17 protein-coding genes are annotated in these 20,116 nt (G+C 71.0%); 3 read left to right on the top strand and 14 right to left on the bottom strand.

Translation table 11 applies throughout. The annotated features are described in order from the left end of the window. Positions 1 to 828 carry a hypothetical protein gene (locus WME73_RS19815; RefSeq protein ID WP_437916731.1) on the bottom strand — a complete coding sequence of 276 codons (828 nt, stop codon included), beginning with the start codon at positions 826 to 828 and terminating at the stop codon, positions 1 to 3. A 758-nt stretch (positions 829 to 1,586) separates the two neighbouring features. Here WME73_RS19815 and WME73_RS19810 point away from each other — a divergent pair. Continuing rightward, positions 1,587 to 1,967, top strand: a complete 381-nt coding sequence (locus tag WME73_RS19810) for a CBS domain-containing protein (RefSeq protein WP_437916730.1) — start codon at positions 1,587 to 1,589, stop codon at positions 1,965 to 1,967. 83 nt (positions 1,968 to 2,050) lie between these two features. Here the strand turns inward: WME73_RS19810 and WME73_RS19805 are convergent, their stop codons facing one another. The 11 genes from WME73_RS19805 to WME73_RS19755 all read right to left on the bottom strand — a co-directional run bounded on the left by WME73_RS19805 (position 2,051) and on the right by WME73_RS19755 (position 15,822). After that, complete coding sequence (locus WME73_RS19805; RefSeq protein WP_437916729.1) at positions 2,051 to 4,816, bottom strand: hypothetical protein; 2,766 nt, start codon at positions 4,814 to 4,816, stop codon at positions 2,051 to 2,053. Positions 4,817 to 4,835: 19 nt separating this feature from the next. Next, positions 4,836 to 7,019: a hypothetical protein gene (locus tag WME73_RS19800; RefSeq protein ID WP_437916728.1), complete on the bottom strand. Its 2,184-nt coding sequence runs from the start codon at positions 7,017 to 7,019 to the stop codon at positions 4,836 to 4,838. 159 nt (positions 7,020 to 7,178) lie between these two features. Continuing rightward, positions 7,179 to 7,991, bottom strand: coding sequence for a metallophosphoesterase family protein (locus WME73_RS19795; RefSeq protein WP_437746962.1), 813 nt, complete (start codon positions 7,989 to 7,991; stop codon positions 7,179 to 7,181). A gap of 14 nt (positions 7,992 to 8,005) precedes the next feature. Beyond that, positions 8,006 to 8,356: a BolA family protein gene (locus WME73_RS19790; protein ID WP_437872873.1), complete on the bottom strand. Its 351-nt coding sequence runs from the start codon at positions 8,354 to 8,356 to the stop codon at positions 8,006 to 8,008. Positions 8,357 to 8,480: 124 nt separating this feature from the next. Beyond that, positions 8,481 to 9,851, bottom strand: coding sequence for a hypothetical protein (locus WME73_RS19785; RefSeq protein ID WP_437916727.1), 1,371 nt, complete (start codon positions 9,849 to 9,851; stop codon positions 8,481 to 8,483). Between the two features lie 125 nt (positions 9,852 to 9,976). Beyond that, positions 9,977 to 10,993, bottom strand: coding sequence for an ABC transporter ATP-binding protein (locus WME73_RS19780; protein ID WP_437746959.1), 1,017 nt, complete (start codon positions 10,991 to 10,993; stop codon positions 9,977 to 9,979). Beyond that, positions 10,990 to 12,003 (bottom strand): ABC transporter ATP-binding protein, encoded by a 1,014-nt coding sequence (locus WME73_RS19775; protein WP_437916726.1) that lies wholly within the window; start codon positions 12,001 to 12,003, stop codon positions 10,990 to 10,992. Before WME73_RS19775 ends, WME73_RS19780 begins: the two co-directional genes overlap by 4 nt. Positions 12,004 to 12,048: 45 nt before the next feature. Beyond that, positions 12,049 to 13,110, bottom strand: a complete 1,062-nt coding sequence (locus WME73_RS19770) for an ABC transporter permease (RefSeq protein ID WP_437872868.1) — start codon at positions 13,108 to 13,110, stop codon at positions 12,049 to 12,051. Positions 13,111 to 13,112: 2 nt separating this feature from the next. Next, positions 13,113 to 14,033, bottom strand: coding sequence for an ABC transporter permease (locus WME73_RS19765; RefSeq protein ID WP_012236088.1), 921 nt, complete (start codon positions 14,031 to 14,033; stop codon positions 13,113 to 13,115). Between the two features lie 262 nt (positions 14,034 to 14,295). Next, on the bottom strand, positions 14,296 to 14,655 hold the full coding sequence (locus WME73_RS19760) for a glutaredoxin (protein ID WP_437746957.1): 360 nt from the start codon (positions 14,653 to 14,655) through the stop codon (positions 14,296 to 14,298). Positions 14,656 to 14,853: 198 nt separating this feature from the next. Beyond that, entirely contained in the window at positions 14,854 to 15,822 is a 969-nt protein-coding gene (locus WME73_RS19755; protein ID WP_437916725.1) for a quinone oxidoreductase family protein, read from the bottom strand. A gap of 124 nt (positions 15,823 to 15,946) precedes the next feature. Here WME73_RS19755 and WME73_RS19750 point away from each other — a divergent pair, with 124 nt between their 5' ends. Beyond that, on the top strand, positions 15,947 to 17,449 hold the full coding sequence (locus tag WME73_RS19750) for a GH1 family beta-glucosidase (RefSeq protein WP_437746955.1): 1,503 nt from the start codon (positions 15,947 to 15,949) through the stop codon (positions 17,447 to 17,449). A gap of 40 nt (positions 17,450 to 17,489) precedes the next feature. On the opposite strand, the gene WME73_RS19745 is transcribed toward WME73_RS19750, so the two are convergent. Beyond that, positions 17,490 to 18,323 carry a class I SAM-dependent methyltransferase gene (locus WME73_RS19745; protein ID WP_437916724.1) on the bottom strand — a complete coding sequence of 278 codons (834 nt, stop codon included), beginning with the start codon at positions 18,321 to 18,323 and terminating at the stop codon, positions 17,490 to 17,492. 298 nt (positions 18,324 to 18,621) lie between these two features. On the opposite strand from WME73_RS19745, the gene WME73_RS19740 reads away from it, so the two are divergent. Beyond that, positions 18,622 to 19,026, top strand: coding sequence for a hypothetical protein (locus WME73_RS19740; protein ID WP_437553661.1), 405 nt, complete (start codon positions 18,622 to 18,624; stop codon positions 19,024 to 19,026). 96 nt (positions 19,027 to 19,122) lie between these two features. Here WME73_RS19740 and WME73_RS19735 read toward each other — a convergent pair whose 3' ends face one another. Next, positions 19,123 to 20,061 carry a fibro-slime domain-containing protein gene (locus WME73_RS19735; protein WP_437746953.1) on the bottom strand — a complete coding sequence of 313 codons (939 nt, stop codon included), beginning with the start codon at positions 20,059 to 20,061 and terminating at the stop codon, positions 19,123 to 19,125. Between the last annotated feature and the right edge of the window lie 55 nt (positions 20,062 to 20,116).

Here is a 20,116-nt window from a genome sequence, read left to right as displayed (position 1 = left end):
TCAGCGCAGGAACACGGTGACCGAGCCGGGGTTCGGCGTCCTCTCGACGATGAGCTTGCCCGAGCTGCTGCGGATCTTGCCGCGGCAGTTCGAGAAGCTTCCGTCGCTGTTCGGCTCGTCGCACAGGCTGTCGCACGAGCCGGCGACCTGGATCGCGCACGTCTCGAGCGAGGGCCCGCAGGCGCGCGCGAGCGACGACGGCTCGGGGGGGAGGCACGCGTGGTAGCGGCGCTGCGGCGCGAAGACGTTGCCGTAGTAGGTGGCCTCGCGCCTCGGATAGGCCGCGCGCTCGACCTTGTCGGCCTGGAGCTCCTTGCGATCTCCGCGGACGGAGATGTTCACCTTGTGCCCGAGGTAGTTGACGCGGGCGAGGACGCAGCCGCTGACCCAGGACCGGCACGCTTCGTCGCAGGCGCCGCCCTCCTCGCCCCAGCTCGCCGCGAGGCCGAGCTCCCCTGGGAAGGAGAACTCGTCCCCGTCCACGGCGACGGTGAAGCCTTCACCCGCGGGCAGCGCGCAGCCCGCGACGTACTTCAGCAGGGTGCGCGCGGCCGGGTCGCGGAGCGCCTCGGCCGTGAGCGGGTGGCCCGAGAGCGCCTCGGCCGTGAGCGCGTTCGACGTCAGCGCCTTCGATGCCAGCGCGTTCGACGTGAGCGCGTTCGACGTGAGCGCGTTCGACGTGAGCGCGTTCGCCGTCTGGGCGGCCTGGGACGCGGCGTCCCCGGCGTCCTCGGCCGGAGCGTCCGGATCGAGCGCCACCGCGCACGCGCTCGCGAAGAGCGCGGCGATGGCCAGGAGGAGTGCAGCTAGCTTCGGCGAATGCTCCATGGATAACGCCCCCCTGGGATGCCCATGAGCGCATGGCCCACGAGCTCCCGAAACGACCGGCGCCGAGGCGCGGGCCAAGGGGTGCGCGCATCGAACACCGGTGCGTGATCTTGTTCAGATGCACGAGCCGCGAAGAAGCCCACGAGTCGGAGCGGCCGATCGGGCCATCTCCGCTACAGAGACAAATGGAAAGATGTCACTGATACCCCGCCGGGCAAAGACCGACGCGCACGCAATGGTCTCTTTTTTTGTGTCGCGGCGCGATCGCTCTGTTGGCGCTGTTGGCGCGAGACTCCTGCTCTGTCCAAGGCATCATGGACAGCGATGCTGGCACCGGGGACGGAGGAGCGATGGGGTGCGGTCGAAGTGCGATGGTGGCGACACGATGGCCTGTCGCTGACAGCCAACCTCCTCGCCGGGAGGCGCCCGGAAAGGCGCTCGGCGGGAGCGATCCATCCGAGCGGACGACGGCCTGGGCCTGCGCCTCCCGGGCCCCGCCGTCGACTCCCTGAGCTCCCCCGGCGGGCCCGCTGGCCGCCGGGGCGGCCGGCAGGGGGCGCCGAGGTCGGCCGAGCCGGCCGGTGCGTTGCGCCCCCGGCCGTCCGCAGCGGTCGCGCGACGGAGGGCGCTGGGGCGGGGGACGTTGCGGAAGGACGGCGGCTGGACGGGCTGCTCGGCGCGGTGCGTCGACGCCCTTGACGTCGCTGCGTGTTGATCATTACATGCACCGGACCATGAAGGGCCATGCGCGCAATCTGATGACCGAGCGTGTTATCGCTTTGGAGCAGGGCACGCCGGTCACCGACATGTTGCAGCTGTTCGCCAACCATCACCTGAGCGGCGCGCCGGTCATCGACGGGGGGCACCACATCGTCGGGTTCGTCAGCGAGACGGATCTCCTGGGCGTGCTCCTGCGCAAGGAGTACGCAGGCATGACGGCTGCAGACGTGATGAGCACCCCGCCCATCTGCGTGGACGAGTTCATGCCCACGGACGAGGTGATGACCCTGCTGCGCGCGAACCGGATCCACCATCTGCCGGTGGTGCGCGAGGGGCGCCTCGTCGGGATCATCACCCCGCAGGACATCCTGCGCTATTTCGTGGAGTGCGTGATGCCGCTCCCGCCGACCTCCGCCTGACGTCGCGCGCCTGCCCGCGCGAGGCGCCGGTCAAGCCGAGGACGCCTCCCCGCCCGGCGCTCGACGCTGGCGCGGGCGGTGGATCAATGTAGACGAGAGGTCACGAACCACTCCGGGGAGATGTATCCGTCGGGGCTCGAGATGGGGATCGTGCAGGTCCCGTCGAGCGCGGTATAGGACTCGATCCGCGTCTCCGTGTCGAGGTACCCGACCGCCGATGCGGTGTTGCACTCATCGTACCCGGGCGGCGCGCCGCCCCCGTCGTCGAAGCGCGCGCACTCGGCGTGGGAGAGCACCGCGTAGTGCAGGTGCGAATTGCCCGGATCGCAGGGGAAGCTGTCCTCCGCCGGGCACTCCGTCCACTTGGTGTCGCAATAGAGGTTGTGTTGCCTCGGGATGTCGTCCCAATAGGCGATCTTCCCGAGCGGCGTGTCGGTGCCGATGTCCTGTCCCACGAGGGTCATCGCCAGCTCATCCACGTCGAGGTGCCCGTAGAACGAGCAGAACCGCTTCTCCTCGCCGTTCTCCTTGAAGCGGTGCTCGACGAGCGCGATGCCGAGGTACTGCGAGCAGTTGATGCCCGCCCGGAGGAGCTTGCCAGGGGCGATCGGGAAGACGTAGGTGCCCTCCGTCCGGCCGCTCGCCTTGCCGATGTCCTCGCCGAGGTGCCGGCCCTCATTCCAGCCCGGCTTGTGGCCTATGTTCTGGATCATCTTGTGGTCGGGGAACGGGAACTGGAGGTTCCCCGTGGGCGCGATGCACGCGTCGTTCACCCTCTCGTTGACCTTGCACCCCATCGGGCAGTAGGTCGCGTGATCGAAGCGGTAGACCCGCGTCCTCTCTCGCCCGTTCTGGCCGTCGCCTTCGCGCCCCTCGCACGGTACCCAGCGCGTCGCCGCGCCCTCCTCGCGCTCGCAATACGCCTTGCAGGTGTAGAGCATCCACGGGTCACCCGCGGCGTGCAGGCCGGGGTTGTGGCCGCAGTAGGCAGGGTCGTTCAGGAGGACGTCATCGCTGTTGTTGCACAGGATCGCCTCCGGGTCGGCGGTGATGTCGCTGCACGTGTTGCCGAAGAACTCCGTGATCGATCTGCAGAACGAGCTCTGGGCCCCGTACGGATCCGGGCCGCAGATCCCGCACGCGGTGCCGCACGAGATCCCCGTGGCGTGCCAGCCGTCGGGGCGGTAGAGCTGCCGATCGCGGCACTCGAACACCTGCCCGCCGCGGCCGCAGACGCTCGCGCCCCGCCGCCGCGACGCCGGAGGGACCTCGTTGTCCTGGTAATCGCGGATGGCGTCGCAGCGCGACGACGGGCTCGGCTCGGGCGCTGGATCCGGGATCCCGAACGGCTCCTGATCCGACGTGGCATCACACACGTCGTTTCGGCTCTTGGTGTCGAGCGGCATGCACGCCACAGAGCACTCCTCGTAGGGCACCGGACGGCCCACGACGGCGCGCGTGGACTCCGCCGACGGCGGACAGTACGTCCAATCGTCGTAGGCGCACTGGTACAAGGTCCCGACGCGGCCGGTGATCCCGTGTTGACCGCAGAACAGATGGCGGCAGAAGCGGTTGCCGTCCGGCCCCACCCTCGTGTACACCGCGTCGGTGACCGTGGGGCACGCCTCGTCGCAGCGGTCCCAGTCGCGGATCGTCCTGGCGCCGTCCTGGGGCTGCGCGCCGGTGACCTCGTGGTAGTGCATCGCCGGCAGCTCCCGCACGGTCTTGCACTCCCCGGTGCCGCCGAGCGCTGAGCAGTCCCGATAAGGCACAGGGCGGGCGCCCGGCCCGGGGCAGGCGAAGAGCTGCGTCGCCTTTCCCTTGATCTGGATCAAGGGCTCGCCAAAGCTCCGCGCCAGGTCGTTGTTCCAGGGGCTACGAAAGACCTGATCACCGCAGAAGGTCTGGCCTTGCTCGACCGACTTCCATTTCCCGTCCTTGTCCTGGAACTGCTCCGGACAGCGACCGAACTCCGCGCCCTCCTCCTCCGGCTTGCCCGGCTCGCAGGGGCGATTGAGGTCGAGCCACCCCGCTTCTCCGCAGATCCATTCGCTGCGGTTGCCGTGGCCGAGGCCGCAGATCGTCTCGCCGCACGCGGTCGTGGTGACCTCGTTGTCGAAGCTGTCCTGCACCCCGCGGCAGGCGTTGCAGGTGCCCGCGCGCTGCGTGCACGAGAGCCCCAGGCTCTGCCACCCGTCCGCGGTGCACACCATCTTCACCCCGTCGCTGCCAGCCCCGGTCGGGAAACACACGCGTTGCCCACAGGTGCGCGGGATGTGCTCGCCGCCGGCGACGGGCGGGACCTCGCACGGGCACTCGCTCGTCGCGGCGTCGGTGCACGCCCCGCGGCGGCAGCCCCCCTCGCAGATCGTCCACTCGAGCGGGATCTGCCCCGCGCCCGCGCACTGGTACAGGGCCGCGGGCTCGCCGTTCACGACGTCCGCGCCGCAGAAGGTCCCTGCGCCGGGACAAGCGAGATCCCCGCACCTGTTCCCCGGGAAGCTGCGCCAGTTGTCGTTCGCGCCGAGGTCGACGCAGTGATAGGCGATGAGGTCGCGCCCGCACACGAAGCTGTCACACCGGGTGTCCTCGATCGGGATCGCCTCGCCGTTGTAATAAAAGCCGCCGCTGCACGCGCACGCGTCGTCGTTCGCCTGCGCGCCCAGGGGCGGCGCCGCGACGGCGGGAGGGGGCGGTTCCTGGCCGCAGCCCATGCCCGCCACCACCCCGGCGGCGAGCAGCACGGCGAGCGTCCCGAGGAGGCGCACCGCCGGCACACGCCGGAGGCGGCTCGAGACAGGGCTTCGGTGCGACGGACTGCCCTCGACGCGATCATGCATGCGCTGCATCTCCCGGCTGCTCTTCAGCTCACTTCGCGATCTTGCGGACGTCCCCCGCCCGGGTCGCCCAGTAGACGAACGCCTCGTCGACGGCGATCGCGATCGCGTCGAGCTGGCCGACGGCGAGCGTCGTCACGGCGCCGCCGGCCTTCGGGACCTTGCGGATCGAGCCGACGCGGTTGGCCCAGTAGACGGCGCCGCCGTCGCCGGGATCGACGGCTATCCCGGCGGGGTTCGGCTGATCGTCGGCGAGCACCGTGAGGTCGGCGCCGTCCTTGGCGAGCCGGAACACGAACCCGTTCGGGCTGCTCCAGAAGAGGTGTTCGGCGTCGACGGCGAGGGTGTGGGGCGTGAGGTTCGTCGTGTCCACCACCTGTCCGGACGCGATCTGGCGCCGCTCGGCGCCGTCCTTGCGGAGCTTCACGACGGTGCCGTCGGTCCGGGACCAGTAGAGGTGCTCCGCGTCGCTCGCGAGCGCGCCCCCGGGCTCGGAGAACACGCCGGTGATCTCCTGCGCGCGCTGTCCGCTCGTGAGGGCGTCGACGCGGTAGATCCCGCCCTGAGAGAGCGAGGTGAACCAGACGTCGCTGCCGTCGGTGACGACCGCCCAGGGGTCGGGGATCGCGGTGGTGAGGGGGATCGCGGCGCCGCCCGACAAGGGGTACCGGAGCACGCCGGATGACCCGGTGACGATGGCGTCGGCCCCGAGCAGGGCGATGTCCTCGAAGCGGTCGGCGCTGCAGCCCACGACCCCGGGAGGAGCGCCGTTGGCGAGGCACGTCGCGCCGCCGGAGAGCTTGTCGACGCGGACGGCGATGCCGCCGGCGTGCTGGAAGCCGACAAGGTAAAGGGCGCTGTTGTCGACGACGAGGGCCGACGGCACCGCGAGGCCCGAGGCGAGCGACGTGGCGCCCGGGGCGCACTCCCCGGCGTCGCAGAGGCCGCCCGCGCAGTCGTTGCCGCACGCGCCGCAGTGGAACGGGTCCGAGGCGAGCGCGACCTCGCACCCGGTGAAGGCGTCGCCGTCGCAGTCCGCGTACCCGGCGTCGCACGCGACCTCGCAGGCGCCCGCGACGCAGGTGGCGGCGCCGTGGCGCGCGCTGCAGGTGTTGCCGCAGGCCCCGCAGTTGTCCGCGTCGCCCTCGACGTCCGCCTCGCAGCCGTTCGCAGGCTCGCCGTCGCAGTCGGCGTGGCCGAGGTCGCACGCGAGCGAGCACCTGCCGGCCGCGCACGAGGGCGTCGCGTGCTGGTCGCCGCAGACGTTGCCGCAGAATCCGCAGTTGTCCACGTCGCTCGACGTGTCCCCGCAGTCGTCGCCGCCGCCCCCCGCGCCGTCGCTGCCGAGGCAGAGGCCGAACGCGCGGATCGAGCCGGTGAACGCCTCGCAGCGGGCATGGACGCCGGACATCGCGGCCAGATCGCACTCGTACGCAAGCTCAGGCTCGAGCGTCGCGCAGCACGTATCGAGCAGCGCCTCGCACGGGGCCGCGCTGAACGGCTCGTCCGGGCCGAGCCTCGGACAGCGGCCCGCGTCCGCCGCGCCGCCGAGGTAGTCGAGGCACCGCGCCGCGTCGGACTCTCCCGCGAGGGCGGCGCAGCGCTCGCGCGCCCCCTCGGGGAGCGAGGGACAGCACCGCTCCGACAGATAACCGCAGCTCTCGGCCGCGGGGTCGACGTCGGCGCAGAAGCCGTTGTCCTTGGCGTCGCTCTCCAGGAACCGGTGACACAGCTGCTCATTGCCCCGGAATCCGGTCGCGTGGCACGCTTCCCTGAGCTGCGCCGGCAGCGCCGCGCAGCACGCGTCGAGCAGGCCGGCGCAGCTCGGGCCATAGGGGACCACCGGCGCCCCACCCTCCCCGGGCCCTCCGGTGCAGAGATCGACCGCGTTGGCGCTCGCGAGGAAATCGTCGCACGCGGCGTCGTTCGCCTGGCTCGCGGCGGCGTCGCAGCCCGCGACGAGCTCTTCGGGGAGCGCGGGACAGCACGCTTCGCCGAGGTGTTCGCACCCTCGTCCAGAGCCGCTCGCCACGGGGGCACACGCGCCGAACGCGGTGCCATCCGCGTTGCACTGCTGCGCGCCGAGCGACCCGTCGGCGAGGAAACAGGCGGACAGGGCGCCTGGCGAACAGATGGCATCGTCACCGCAATCGGCGCCGAACAAGGCGAGTGCGAGGAGGAGAGCGGGGCGGAGGCGTGAGTCGTTGCGACGCATGACGGTCGAAATAACGCTAAAGCGCCCCGGAATGAGGTGTCAATTGGAGTTCCGAGCCGACGCACGCCTGAAAACGACGATCGGAACCGGGCATTGGAATGGAGCGGATCTGTCGGCCGATTCCCGACCTCAATTTCCCGCTCGGGCGCTCTCCGCCCCCTACCGCCGGTCGAACTGGTAGCGCGCCCGCTCCGCGCCCTCGATCTCCACCACGATGCGCTTCGGGCCGAGCCGCACGACCGCGTGCGCCGCGGCGGGGCGGCCCGGCGCATCGTCGTCGAGGTTCTCGATCAGGCTCTGGAGCGTCACGTACGGGATGCCGCGGATCACGTCGAGGTGGTTCCAGTGCAGGTGGCCGTTGAAGACGGCGAGCACGCCGTGCTCCTCGAAGAGCTTCCGCATCGCGCGCCGCTCGCGCACGAGGCAGATGTGCGGGCTCCCCTCGAACCAGCGGTTGCCCCGGAGATCCTGATCGGCCGCGCTGTGGTGCATCAGCACGATCTTGGGCAGCGGGGACGCCGCGAGGTCCTCGCCGAGCCAGGCGAGCTGCTCTGGCCCGAGCGAGATGTCGTGATCCTTGCGCTCGCGCGTGTGAAGGACCGTGAAGTGGAAGCCGCCGCGGTCGAAGGCGTAATGGAGCCGCGTCGCCTCGGGTCTGCCCCAGGCGGACAGCAGCTCGGCCTCGCTCAGGTGGATCACGTCGTGGTTGCCGGCGACATGGAAGAGCTCGGCCTTCAGGCCGCCGAGCGCGGCCATGCAGGCGCCGTAGCGCTCCCGGTCCGCCTCGGGCCCCTCGTCCTCGATGTCGTCGCCCAGGTTCACGACGAGATCAGGCCGCGTGATCTCGTTCATCCGCCTCACGAAGGCGCGGGTCAGCTCGGGCGCCTCGCCCGTGAGCTTGCGCAGCTTGCCCCCGAACGACGCCTCCGGGCCGAAGTGCAGGTCCGAGACGAGGGCGACGACGAGCTCCATGCGCGCCTCGCCGCTCAGCCCGACTTGGCGCCGGGCTCCGGCGCAGCCTTGGAGCCGCCCAGGCACGGGGGAGAGCGGAAGTCCGCGCCCCCCTGCCGCTCCCACTCGTCCGGCGTCATCGCGCGGATCGTCAGGGCGTGCAGCCCGGAGCGGAACTCCTCGCGCACCAGCTCGTTGACCCGGCGGTGGCGATCGAGCGGGCTCAGGCCCCGGAATGCCTCGCTCACCACGAGCACCTTGAAGTGGGTCTCCGAGCCCACCGGCACGCTGTGCATGCGGCTCTCGTTCTCCACCTCGATGTGCACGGGATCGAGCGCGCGAACGAGCTTTCCGTGGATCGACTCCTGCTTCGTCCCTGTCGTCATGGCCGCGCGAAGCTTACCCTCTGCCGCGCCGCCGGTCACCCGTGGGACGCGGTCCCTCGCCGGCAAAGGGATCGCCCGGCGCCCCCGCCAGCGGACGAGCCGCCCGGCGCGCCCCGGCCGAGCGTCACTTCGCCTGCGGATCGGCGCGCGGCAGACCTCGCTCATCGAACAGGAGAGCGATGTCGACGTGGAACTGCGCTCTGCGAGAGGACGGCGGCGCTTGATGGGAGCTGGGCGGCGCGCGATGGGAGCTGGGCGGCGCGCGATGGGAGCTCGGCGGCGACGCGGAATGACCGCCGTGCGCCTCGCCGTCCTGCGAGCCCATCGCGAGCGCCTCCCGCTGCGGGGGCGCCGCGCCTGGCTGCAGGCCGATGTTCTCCGCCCACGGCTGCGCGTCGCGCTGCTCCCACGGCTGCGCGTCGCGCTGCTCCCACGGCTGCGCGTCGCGCTGCGCGGCAGGCGACGGAGGCACCTGCCGCGGAAGCGCATGCGCCGCCGGCGTATCCCGACGCGGAACCACCCCGGCCTGCTGCCGCGAGCTCGGAACGGCCTGCTGCGGCAGCGGAGCCGACGCATCCCGCCGTGCAGACGTCGCGGCCGGCGCATCCCGACGCGCGTACGCCCCGGCCTGCTGCGAGCCAGCCACCGGCGTATCCCGCCGCGCGTATGCCTCGGCCGGATGCGAGCCTGCCAGCGGCGTATCCCGCCGCACGTACGCTCCAGCCGCCGGCGATGCCTGCACCGGCCTGGACGCGTCCCGGCGCGCAACCACCGGGCCAGCGGCCGGCGGCGGCGGGAGCGGCGTCGGAGCGGGCAGCTCACGGCGCGCCCGCGACGAGGGCGGCCCCACCATGACCCCCAGGCGCTCCGAGCGCGGCACCGGCGCCTCGCGCGGGCGGTACGCTGCCTCCCCCGGCGCCTCCGCGCGTGAGCGCTCCGGCCGCTGCGCAGCCACGGCAGCCGCCACGCGCTCGCGGTACGCGAGCTCCTGCGCGCCCGCGCTGCGCGGCCCCGAGCGCGGCAGCGGCGTCGCCTCGGGGTCGCGCCGCGACGCCGGGTCCGCCTTCATCACCCCGATGGTCAAGCGCTCCGACCGCGGCACCGACGCGCTCTCGTCCGCCGGCATCATCGAATAGCGACCGGGCGTCAGCTGCCGCGAGCGCTGCTTGCGGCTCTCGCGCGCCGCCGTGGCCAGCAGCGCCCCGAGATCGTCTTCCACCATCGCCTCGTCGACCCGCACGAGCGTGCTGACCACGTCGCGCGCGATCTCCTCGAACGCCTCGGGAGCGAGCGCGTAAGTCGACGACGTGACCACGATGACCACCGGCCGACGCTCTTCCGCGAGCGCGGCGGCCATCGATACCGGGCACGCCTTGACGATGATCCCCACATCCATCGCCGCCGTCTGGCAGCGCTGGAGCAACGCCTGATCGCCGCCGATGAGAAGGGCCGTCGGGATCTGGGCGCGAAGCGTGGCGTCAGAGATTCGCGGCATCGGTCCCAGGATCCTAACCCCGCTACTGCACGCAGAGGTCAGGAAAATCCTGTCATCGGACATTCCACGTCATGTCTGGACAACGAGCTCAGCCGATGTGGGGTATTGCGCGCCGCCGGATCACATCACGGATGCGTAGGTGCCGTGGGCAACTCGGTGAGATGGCAGGCGGCCCAGTGCCCAGGGCGACGCTCCTCCAGCGGAGGGGCCTCGGCGCTGCACCGGTCCATCGTATAGGGACAGCGTGTGTGAAAATGGCACCCTGACGGCGGGTTCAGCGGACTCGGCACTTCGCCGACGAGGGGCAGGCGGCGGCGCGTGCGCTCGACATCGGGATCCGGGATCGGGATCGCCGACAGCAGGGTCTGCGTGTACGGATGTTGCGGTGAACGGAAGAGCTCGTCCGGGCGAGCGCGCTCCACGATCCGGCCGAGGTACATCACCGCGATCTCGCTTGACAGGTGGCGGACCACGGCGAGGTCGTGCGCGACGAACACGTACGTGAGCGAGAGCTCGCGCTGGAGCGACGCGAGCAGGTTGACGATCTGGGCCTGGATGCTCACGTCGAGCGCGCTGACCGGCTCGTCCGCGATCACGAGCTTCGGCTTCAGGGCGAGCGCGCGGGCGATGCCGATCCTCTGCCGCTGGCCGCCGGAGAACTCGTGCGGATAGCGCCGCATGTACGAGGGCGAGAGCCCGACGAGCTCCATGAGGCGCGCCACCTCGCGCAGCGCCTCGTCGCGCGACGAGACGAGGCCGTGGGTGGAGAGCGGCTCGGCGATGAGGTCGTGGACCGTCATGCGCGGGTTCAGGCTCGCGTACGGGTCCTGGAAGATCATCTGCATCTCGCGGCGCGCCTTCCGCAGCGCGCGCGGCTCGAGCGTCAGGATCTCCCGGCCGTCGATCTTCACGCTCCCCGACGTGGGCGGGACGAGGCGGAGGATGCCCCGGCCCGTCGTCGACTTGCCGCATCCGGACTCGCCGACGAGACCCAGCGTCGCGCCGCGGTCGACGTCGAACGAGACGCCGTCGACCGCGCGCACCGTGCCGACCTGCCGCTGGAGCAGGCCGCGGCGCACCGGGAAGTGGACCTTGAGATCGCGCACCGAGAGCAGCGGCGGGGGGGTTGCGGCGGTGGTCATGGCGCTCGTCCTGCGACGTCCTCGACGTGGCACCGCACGACGTGCAGCGCCTTCCTGTTGCCCTCGCCCGAGACGATGCGCGGCGGCGGCGCCTCCTCCCGGCACGCCGCGATCGCGTGCGCGCAGCGCGGGTGGAACGGGCAGCCCGGCGGCAGGCGCGCGAGCGAGGGCGGCATCCCGGGGATGGGCACCAGGTCCCCGCCGCGCGCGTCGTCGAGCCGCGGGATCGAGCGCGACAGGCCGATGGTGTACGGGTGCCGGGCGGCGTGGAAGATGGCGCCGACGGGGCCCTCCTCGACGATGCGCCCGGCGTACATGACCGCGACGCGATCGGCCATCTTCGCCACGACGCCGAGGTCGTGCGTGATGAGGAGGACGGCCGCGCCGAGCGCCTCCTTCCGCTCCCCGATCAGGTCCAGGATCTGCGCCTGGATCGTGACGTCGAGCGCCGTCGTCGGCTCGTCGGCGATCAGCAGATCGGGGTCGCACAGGAGCGCCATCGCGATCATCACGCGCTGCCGCATCCCGCCCGAGAGCTGGTGCGGGTAGTCGTCGATCCGCGACGCCGCCGCGGGGATCCCGACCGCCTGCAGCATCTCGACGCTGCGCCGGCGCGCCTCGGCGCGGCCCATCCGGCGGTGGAGCTCCAGCACCTCGATGAGCTGCTCGCTCACCCGGAGGTAAGGGTTCAGCGACGTCATCGGATCCTGGAAGATCATCGCGATCCGGTCGCCGCGGACGCGCTCCATCCTCGCCTCGCTCGCCTCCACGAGGTCCTCGACGACGCCGCCCTCGGACTCGAGCAGGATCTGGCCGCCGACGATCCTGCCCGGCGGGTCGGGGATGAGCCGCAGGAGGGAGAGGCTCGTCACGCTCTTGCCCGAGCCGGACTCGCCGACGATGCCGAGGACCTCGCCGCGTTCGAGGCTGAAGGAGATGCCATCGACCGCGCGGACCACCCCCTCCTCGGTGAAGAAGTGGGTCTTCAGGTTCTTGACCTCGAGCAGCATGGTCCGTGCGGGCGCGCGCGTCCCGGAGATGGAGCGCGGAGCCCTTCAGTCCTTTCGGATGCGAGGATCCAGGGCGTCGCGGAGCCCGTCGCCGAGGAAGTTGAAGCAGATCAGCGTGAGCGCGAGCATCAGCGCCGGGAAGACGAGCTGCCAGGGGAAGAGGTCCATCGCGTCGGCGCCGGTGGACGCGAGCAGGCCCCAGCTCGACAGCGGCTCCTGCGTGCCGAGGCCGAGGAAGCTCAGGAACGCCTCGGTCATCATCACCTCGGGGATGGTGAGCGTCGTGTAGACGATGATCGGTCCCACCGCGTTCGGCACGAGGTGCCGGAAGATCAGCGCGGCGTGCCCGACGCCGATCGAGCGCGCCGACTCGATGAACGGCTGGCCGCGCAGCGCGATGACCTGGCCGCGGACGATGCGGGCCATGGTGAGCCAGGAGATGCCGCCGAGGGCCGCGAAGACGACGACGATCTGGAAGATGGGGAAGTAGCTCGGGTCCGACGGCTCCTTGACGAAGAGGCCGAGCGCGACCTTCCAGGCGCGGTAGAGGACCGTCTGGTCGTTCGCGAAGAAGACCATCAGCAGGATGACGAGGATGAGGAACGGGAACGTGTAGAGCACGTCCACGATGCGCATCATGATCGCGTCGACCTTGCCGCCGAAGTAGCCGGCTACCCCGCCCCAGCTCACGCCGATGACGAAGCTCACGAGCGTCGCGACGATGCCGACGGCGAACGAGATGCGCCCGCCGAAGAAGACGCGGGCCATCAGATCGCGGCCGAAGTAGTCGGTGCCCATCCAGTGGGCGAGCGACGGGGGCTGCGCGCCGAGCTTGAGATCCGCCTTGTCGTACCGGTAGCTCGACAGCTCCGGGACGAGGATGCAGGCGAGGATCATCGCGATGAGCACGACGCCGCAGGCGACCGCGGCGCGGTTCTTTCGGAGCCGCCGCCACGCGTCGCGGCCGAGGCTCGATCCCTGCTCCAGCGCGTCGAGCCGCAGCGGGCCGGCCGGGCTTGGTGCCGCGCCGCCCGCGCCGCCCGCGCCGCCAGGGGCGGCGGGCGGATCGCCGGGGGCGGCGGGCTGCGGGAGGGCGGCGTGGAGCATGGTCAGCGCAGCTCCACCCGCGGGTCGATGAAGGCGTACGCCACGTCGACGATCGCGTTGAAGAGCATGAGCAGGAAGCCGTAGACGAGCATGACCCCCATCACGAGGTTGTAGTCGCGGTTCGTGGCCGCCTCGACGAAGTAACGGCCCATGCCGGGGATGTTGAAGATCTTCTCGACGACGAGGGAGCCGACGAGCAGGCCGCTGAAGCCGGGGCCGAGGAAGCTCACGACCGGGAGCAGCCCGCCCCGGAGCGCGTGCTTCAGGACGACCTTTCGCTCGGAGAGCCCCTTGGCGCGGGCGGTGCGGATGAAATCAGAGCGGATCACCTCGAGCATCCCGCCGCGCGTCAGCCGGGCGATGTAGGCCGCGACCGGGAGCCCGGCGCAGATGACCGGCAGCACCATGTGCCGCCACGTCTCCCAGCGCGCCACCGGGAACCAGTAGAGCTTGAGCGAGAAGACGAGCATGAGCAGCGGGGCGAGCACGTACCGCGGCACGCTGAGGCCGACCATGGCGACCCCCATGGCCGCCGTGTCCTTCCAGGTGTTCTGGCGGATCGCGCCGATGATGCCGAGCGGGATGCCCGTCGCGAGGGCGAAGAGCATCGCCCAGCACCCGAGCTGCATCGACACGGGCAGGCTGAGCGCGATGATCTCGTTGACGGTGCGGTTCGGGTACTTGAACGTCGGGCCCAGGTCGCCTCGGGTGACGAGCGCAAGGAGCCAGTCGCCATACTGCTTCAGCACCGGATCGTTCAGGTGGTACTTGGCGTCGAGCTGCCGCTGGACCTCGACGGGCACCGCCCGCTCCTGGTCGAACGGGCCGCCCGGCACGATGCGCACCAGGACGAACACCAGGGTGGCGACGAGGAAGAGCGTGGGGATGATGGAGAGCAGCCGCTTGATGGCGTAGGAGCTCACGGCGCGCCGCCTCCCGGCCGCCGGGCCGCGCCGCTCGCCCCGTCATCCCGCCGCCTTCCGTGGATCCCGAGCGATGTCACGAGGTGCCTCCGTGCTGCCGTCTTCAGCGCGGCGACCGCCGCGAGGGCGCGCCGCGACCTCCCGCATATCACGGAACCGCCGGTCGACCGCGGCGTTTCGCGCGGCACGTCGCGCCGCGCGAAGCGCCGCGGCCGAGGCGGCCTGCGCGCTGTGCCCGGCGTTCATGCGCGCATGTTCACGGCTAGCCCTTGAGCTTGCCCTGGTCGCGGAGCTTCACGAGCTCCGCGTAGCCGCCTTCGAGGACCCCGCCGACGAACACCATCGGGAACGTCGGAAAGCCGGCCCAGAGCTTGATGGCGAGCCGCTCCTTCCACCTGGAGAGGTAACTCCCGTACTCCAGGTAGGTATATTTCACGCCCTCTCCGTCGAGCAGCTGGCGCGCCTTCTTCACGAAGGGATTCTGGGCCATCCCGACGAGGACCACCCGGTCGCGGCTCACCGCCGCCGCGACCTCGTCGACGATGGACCGATGAAATCCGGCGATCTGCGACTTCACCGTGTCCGAGATCTTCTCGGGAGCAAGCGTGGGACGTTCGGCCATGGAATGAGCACCTCCGCGCCGGGAGCGTACCGGCCCGAAGACGACACGGTCAACGGCCGGATTGGCCGGAGGCTGCTCGCGTACAGCGCACGTCTGCACGCCTGAGAGAACCAGAGAGACAAGGAGCTCCCGCAGCGGGGCCGAACTCCCCAGATCCTCCGCGCCTCGAATCGCGCCTCCGCGCGACGATTCCGTCCGTTACGGGATGAGCAGCACCTTCCCCGTCGTCGCCCGCCCGGCGAGCGCGCGGTGCGCCTCCGCCGCCTCGGCGAGGGGGTACGTGGCGCCGATCGAGATCGTGAGCTCGCCGCGCGCGATCGCGCCGAGCACGTCGGTGGCGCGCTCGAGCAGCTCCTCGCGCGTCGCGGTGTAGTGGCCGAGGCTCGGCCGCGTGAGGTAGAGCGACCCCTTCTGGTTCAGGATCTGCGGGTCGAACGACGGCACCGGCCCGCTCGACTGGCCGAAGAGCACCATCGTGCCGCGCAGGCGGAGCGCGCCCAGGCCCTTCACGAACGTGTCGCTCCCGACGCCGTCGTAGACGACGTGGACGCCGGCGCCGCCCGTGAGCCGGCGCGCCTCCGCCTCGAAATCGGCCTTCGTGTACAGGATCACCTCGTCGGCGCCGGCGTCTCGCGCGAGGCGCGCCTTCTCCTCGGTCGAGACGGTGCCGATCACGCGCGCGCCGAGCCGCTTCGCCATCTGGCACAGGAGCAGGCCGACCCCGCCCGCGGCCGCGTGGATGAGGCACGTGTGGCCGGGGCCGAGCGGGAACGTGGAGCGCACGAGGTACTGCGCCGTGATGCCCTGGAGCATCGCGGCCGCGGCGCGCTTCGCGCCGACGCCCGCGGGCACGGGGACGAGCTTCGCGGCCGGGATCCGGACGTGCGTCGCGTACGAGCCGGGGCCGCCGGTCCACGCGACCTCGTCCCCTTCCCTCACCTCGGTGACGGACGGCCCCACCGCCTCGACGCGCCCCGCGCCCTCGAGGCCGAGCGGGATGGGCGGCTCGAGCTTGTACTGGCCGCTCCGCTGGTAGATGTCGATGAAGTTCACGCCGGCGGCCTCGACGCGGACCACGGCTTCCCCCGGGCTCGGCGCGGGCGTGGGGAGCTCCTCCAGCGTCATCACCTCGGGGCCGCCTGCGGCTTTCGGTCGGATCGCGAGCATGCCGCCCATGTTGTCGAGCCGCGCTGGGCCGTCAAGCGACCGGCGCGATCATCGACCCGCATCGACCCGCATCGACGCGCATCGAACCCATTGCTGTCCCGCGCACGCCGTGGATGATGCCTCCATGGCTCTCCATCCTTCCGAGTCGCTCTCCGCGAGCAACGCCTCTCCCTCCTCCGCGCCCCCGCCTGTGACCGCCGCCTCGGCCGGCGCAGGCCGAGCAAACGCGACGGCCGCGCCGTTTCCCGCGGACTTCCTGTGGGGCACGGCCACCGCGGCCTACCAGATCGAAGGCGCCGCCAGCGAGGATGGCCGGACGCCCTCCGTGTGGGACGTCTTCTCGAAGACCCCTGGGAAGGTCTTCGAAGGGCACACCGGAGACGTCGCCTGCGACCACTACCACCGTTACAAGGAAGATGTCGGGCTGCTCGCCGAGCTCGGGGTCAAGAGCTACCGCTTCAGCGTCTCGTGGACGCGGGTCCTCCCGGACGGCACGGGCAAGGTCAACCCGAAGGGGCTCGACTTCTACGATCGCCTCGTCGACGAGCTCCTCCGCGCCGGCATCGTGCCCATGTGCACGCTCTTCCACTGGGACTTCCCCCAGGCGCTCCAGGATCGCGGCGGGTTCCTCCAGCGCGACGTCGCCGACTGGTTCGCGGACTACACGACCGTCGTCGCCCGGCGGCTCGGCGATCGCGTGCCCTGGTGGGTGACGCAGAACGAGCCGCAGGCGTTCATCGGCAACGCGCTCCTCAACGGGGTCTTCGCCCCCGGGCTCAAGCTCCCCTACCGGGAGTACCTGACCGCCGCCCACAACCAGATGCGGGCGCACGGCAAGCAGGTGGACGCCCTGCGCGCCGCGGCCACGGCGGCGAAGATCGGCTACGTGCTCGCCACCCAGGTGCAGCGCCCGGCGACCGAGGATCCGGCGGACATCGAGGCGGCGCGCGAGGCGATCTTCTCGGTCTATGACAAGAACCCCTGGAACAACGCCTGGTGGATCTGTCCGGTGCTCGAGGGGCGGTATCCGGAGAGCGGCCTCCGGCTCTTCGGCGACGACATGCCCGAGTTCCCCGCCAGCGACTTCGACCAGATAAAGCGGCCGATCGACTACCTCGGGCTCAACATGTACTCGGCGGGCACGTGGCGGCAGGGCAAGGACGGCAGGCCGGAGCGCGTCGTCTCCCCGCCGGGCTACCCGCGCGGGACGCTCGACTGGCTGCAGATCGTCCCCAGCACGCTCTACTGGGGATCGAGGTACTTCTGGGAGCGGTACAGGCTGCCCATCGGGATCACCGAGCACGGCCTGGCGACGCGGGACCAGGTCTTCCTCGACGGCAAGGTGCACGACCCGAAGCGCATCGACGTCATGCACCGGTACCTGCTCGGCCTGGCGCGGGCGGTCCAGGAGGGCGTCCCGGTCGTCGGGTACTGGGCCTGGTCGCTCCTCGACAACTTCGAGTGGGCCGAGGGCTACAAGGATCGCTTCGGGCTGGTCTACGTCGATTACGCGACGCAGCGACGGATCCCGAAGGACTCGTTCTCCTGGTACCGAGAGGTCATCGCGACCGGCGGGCGCTCGCTCCTCGGGCCGACCGCCGTCGCGTGGGACAACGTGACCGGCTGATCCCGGCGGCCCGCGGCCCGGGCCGCGCTGCATTCCATGGTCAGCGGGGTTTACGGCCGATCGCGATGTTCGCCGTCACCGGGACACGCACGGCCCCGCCTGGCTCGGCGAAGGACTCGATGGCGGCGCGCAGCGGTCCGCGTAGCCGAGCGCGCCCGTCGCCGTCCAGCGCGGCGTAGAGGTGCATGACGGGCAGGATCTCGTCGAGATCCGTCATGACGCGGTCCACCGAAGATCCGCCCCATGCGCCGTCGACCGCGTGCACGGCGACCTCGCCGCACCCGGCCCCGAGCATCTCGGCCTTCAGGCCCTCCAGCGAGCACAGCGCCGTCATGCCCTGGGGCGGCGGATGGATCGGCGCCTCCGGGAAGGTGCGGCGATAGGCCTGCAGGAAGAGCGGCCCCGGGCCTGCCCCCTCCGGGCTCGACCAGGTCGCCACGATGACCCGGCCCCCGGGCCGGGTCGCGCGGACGAGCTCGGCCATGCCGCGGCGCCAGTCGGGGAACATCATGACGCCGAACACGGAGCAGCTCACATCGAAGGTCGCGTCCTCCACGTCCAGCGCCTGCCCGTCCATCACCCGCGCCTCGCTCCCGGCGAAGGGCTGCAGTCGCTCGCGCAGGCGCGCCGCCATGCCGCGCGAGATGTCGGTCGCGAGCACGCGCGCGCCTGCCTCGGCCGCGGCCAGCGCCAGGGCGCCCGTCCCTGCGGCGACGTCGAGCAGGCGCTCGCCCTGCCCGAGCCCGCCCGCCAGCGACAGCGCCGCGCGCGCGAAGCCCGCCGTCAACGGCTCGGCCCAGCGCTCGTAGCTGGCCGCCACGGCGGTCCAGTGCGCTTCGTCGCTGAAGTTGAGTGGTTCAGCGCTGTTCGTCATCGGTCAATCCTCTTGTCATCGATCATGGGAGAGGAGCCTGGCACCGCCCGAGGAGCGCGTCATTGGCCGGGCTTTCGGTGGCTCTGGCCTCCTTTTCGATCGCCGCACATCTCCCGCGGCCACGGCGAGGGCGGCGCGCTCCGCGGGATTGTCGCTGGAGCCCTTTCGTGCTCCCCTGGTGATCGCGGAGGAGCCCCGTGGCATCGGTCGCTCCCTCGCCGGTGCGACGCGCAGCTCGGGGTCCTCCCCTACGCTCCGCCGACCGCCGGCCCCTCAACGCAGTCGTGTGGAGGCTCCCATGTCGATCGCCGGTCCCCTCTTAGGAATCGTGATCACCCTCGTCGTGCTGGGCGTCATGGCCGTGGTGTTCGTCACCGTCTTTCTGCCCATGATGAAGAACGCGAACAAGATGCTCGCGGGCGCGAACGAGATGATCCAGGCCCAGACGGCGGCGGCCAACCTCCGCATGACGGGCCTGCCCGCGCAGGCCCGCGTGCTCGTCGTCCAGCCCACCGGCACGATGATCAACTACCAGCCGCAGTGCCGGGTCGACCTCGAGGTGTATCGCCCGAACGCGCCGCCCTACCGCGCGGCCATCCTCGCGGTCATCCATCAGATGGCGATCCCCCGCGTGCAGCCGGGCCTCGTCGTGCCGGTCAAGATCGACGCCGCCAACCCCAACAACATCGCTCTCGACGTGTGACGGCGATCCTCGACGCCCGCACGCTCTCGGGGATGTCCGGCGGTTGGGGATGCCGGGCTCAGGCCTGCGAGAGGGCGCGGCGCGAGCCCGGGGGCGTCACAGCGGGATGTCGACGGGCACGAAGCAGGAGATGTTGGTCTCGATGCGGAAGTTCGACCCGTCGGTGTGGCGCTCCGCGTGGAAGATGTCCATCGAGTAGCTGTTGCCCGGCGAGATGCCGAGGTCCCGGGCCTGGGCATCGAAGTCGATGACGCTCTCCGCGGGCCCGTGCATGCTGCCCAGGTCGAGCGCGAGCTTGCCGTTGATGAAGATCCAGATGTCGTCGTCGCCCCGGAAGGTGAACTTCTGACGGGCGACGTAGCCGAACATCAGGTGGATCTCGGTGGTGAAGAGGAAGTTCTGTCTCTTGCCGTTGTTGGGCGGGGTGACCCCGAACCCCTCCTCCGGCGCCAGCGGGAAGAAATCCGCGCTGTCGAACACGTACTGCCCCGATCCGGGCGGCGACTCGTCGAGCGCGAGCTCCTTGGTGAAGGTCATGTTCACGCCCGGCACGTCCCGGTACCACTGGTTGAAGCTTTCCTCGCTCGTGATGGTCTTCTGGTTGCCTACCCCGTCCCTGCAGCCGAGCGGGGCCGGCAGCTGCGCGAAGCAGCCGATGGAATCGAGGAACACCGGCTTCCGATCGCCGTCGAGCGTCGGCTCGATGAGCTGGCGACGGGGTTCGTCGCCCCTGAAGCTGGCCATCTCGAAGTCGGGGTGCGTCTCCTTGAAGTCGCGATAGGTGACATCGAGGACGCTCTTGCAATCGCTGCCGCCTGCGCCGCCTGCGCCGGCGCTCGCGTTGCCCCCCGTGATGGTCCCGAAATCGTCGCCGGTCGAGCTGCTAACGCCGCTCGTCGGCGTCCCGCTGCTGCTCGCGGGCGTCCCGCTGCTGCCGCCGGACCCGGAGGTCGGGCCGCTGCTCTCGTCGGGCGTCGAAGAGCACGCCAGGGCTACCGCTGCGAAGGTCAGAAGAAAGAAAGAACGAGGGTACATGGTGCACTCCTAGAGAGCAGTAGCACAACCATACTTCGCGGCTTTTGTCAACCGC

This window comes from Sorangium sp. So ce302 (assembly GCF_051530145.1).
GTDB lineage: Bacteria > Myxococcota_A > Polyangia > Polyangiales > Polyangiaceae > Sorangium > Sorangium cellulosum_B.
This window is presented reverse-complemented; position numbering and strand designations above follow the sequence as displayed.

Excerpts from the sequence above, each read along its gene's own strand:
- WME73_RS19780 (WP_437746959.1), bottom strand. The coding sequence starts at position 10,993 with ATGACCACCGCCGCAACCCCCCCGCCGCTGCTCTCGGTGCGCGATCTC.
- WME73_RS19795 (WP_437746962.1), bottom strand. The coding sequence starts at position 7,991 with ATGGAGCTCGTCGTCGCCCTCGTCTCGGACCTGCACTTCGGCCCGGAG.
- WME73_RS19815 (WP_437916731.1), bottom strand. The coding sequence starts at position 828 with ATGGAGCATTCGCCGAAGCTAGCTGCACTCCTCCTGGCCATCGCCGCG.
- WME73_RS19790 (WP_437872873.1), bottom strand. The coding sequence starts at position 8,356 with ATGACGACAGGGACGAAGCAGGAGTCGATCCACGGAAAGCTCGTTCGC.
- WME73_RS19810 (WP_437916730.1), top strand. The coding sequence starts at position 1,587 with ATGACCGAGCGTGTTATCGCTTTGGAGCAGGGCACGCCGGTCACCGAC.
- WME73_RS19805 (WP_437916729.1), bottom strand. The coding sequence starts at position 4,816 with ATGCAGCGCATGCATGATCGCGTCGAGGGCAGTCCGTCGCACCGAAGC.
- WME73_RS19800 (WP_437916728.1), bottom strand. The coding sequence starts at position 7,019 with ATGCGTCGCAACGACTCACGCCTCCGCCCCGCTCTCCTCCTCGCACTC.
- WME73_RS19760 (WP_437746957.1), bottom strand. The coding sequence starts at position 14,655 with ATGGCCGAACGTCCCACGCTTGCTCCCGAGAAGATCTCGGACACGGTG.
- WME73_RS19745 (WP_437916724.1), bottom strand. The coding sequence starts at position 18,323 with ATGACGAACAGCGCTGAACCACTCAACTTCAGCGACGAAGCGCACTGG.
- WME73_RS19775 (WP_437916726.1), bottom strand. The coding sequence starts at position 12,003 with ATGCTGCTCGAGGTCAAGAACCTGAAGACCCACTTCTTCACCGAGGAG.
- WME73_RS19740 (WP_437553661.1), top strand. The coding sequence starts at position 18,622 with ATGTCGATCGCCGGTCCCCTCTTAGGAATCGTGATCACCCTCGTCGTG.
- WME73_RS19755 (WP_437916725.1), bottom strand. The coding sequence starts at position 15,822 with ATGCTCGCGATCCGACCGAAAGCCGCAGGCGGCCCCGAGGTGATGACG.
- WME73_RS19785 (WP_437916727.1), bottom strand. The coding sequence starts at position 9,851 with ATGCCGCGAATCTCTGACGCCACGCTTCGCGCCCAGATCCCGACGGCC.
- WME73_RS19750 (WP_437746955.1), top strand. The coding sequence starts at position 15,947 with ATGGCTCTCCATCCTTCCGAGTCGCTCTCCGCGAGCAACGCCTCTCCC.
- WME73_RS19770 (WP_437872868.1), bottom strand. The coding sequence starts at position 13,110 with ATGCTCCACGCCGCCCTCCCGCAGCCCGCCGCCCCCGGCGATCCGCCC.
- WME73_RS19735 (WP_437746953.1), bottom strand. The coding sequence starts at position 20,061 with ATGTACCCTCGTTCTTTCTTTCTTCTGACCTTCGCAGCGGTAGCCCTG.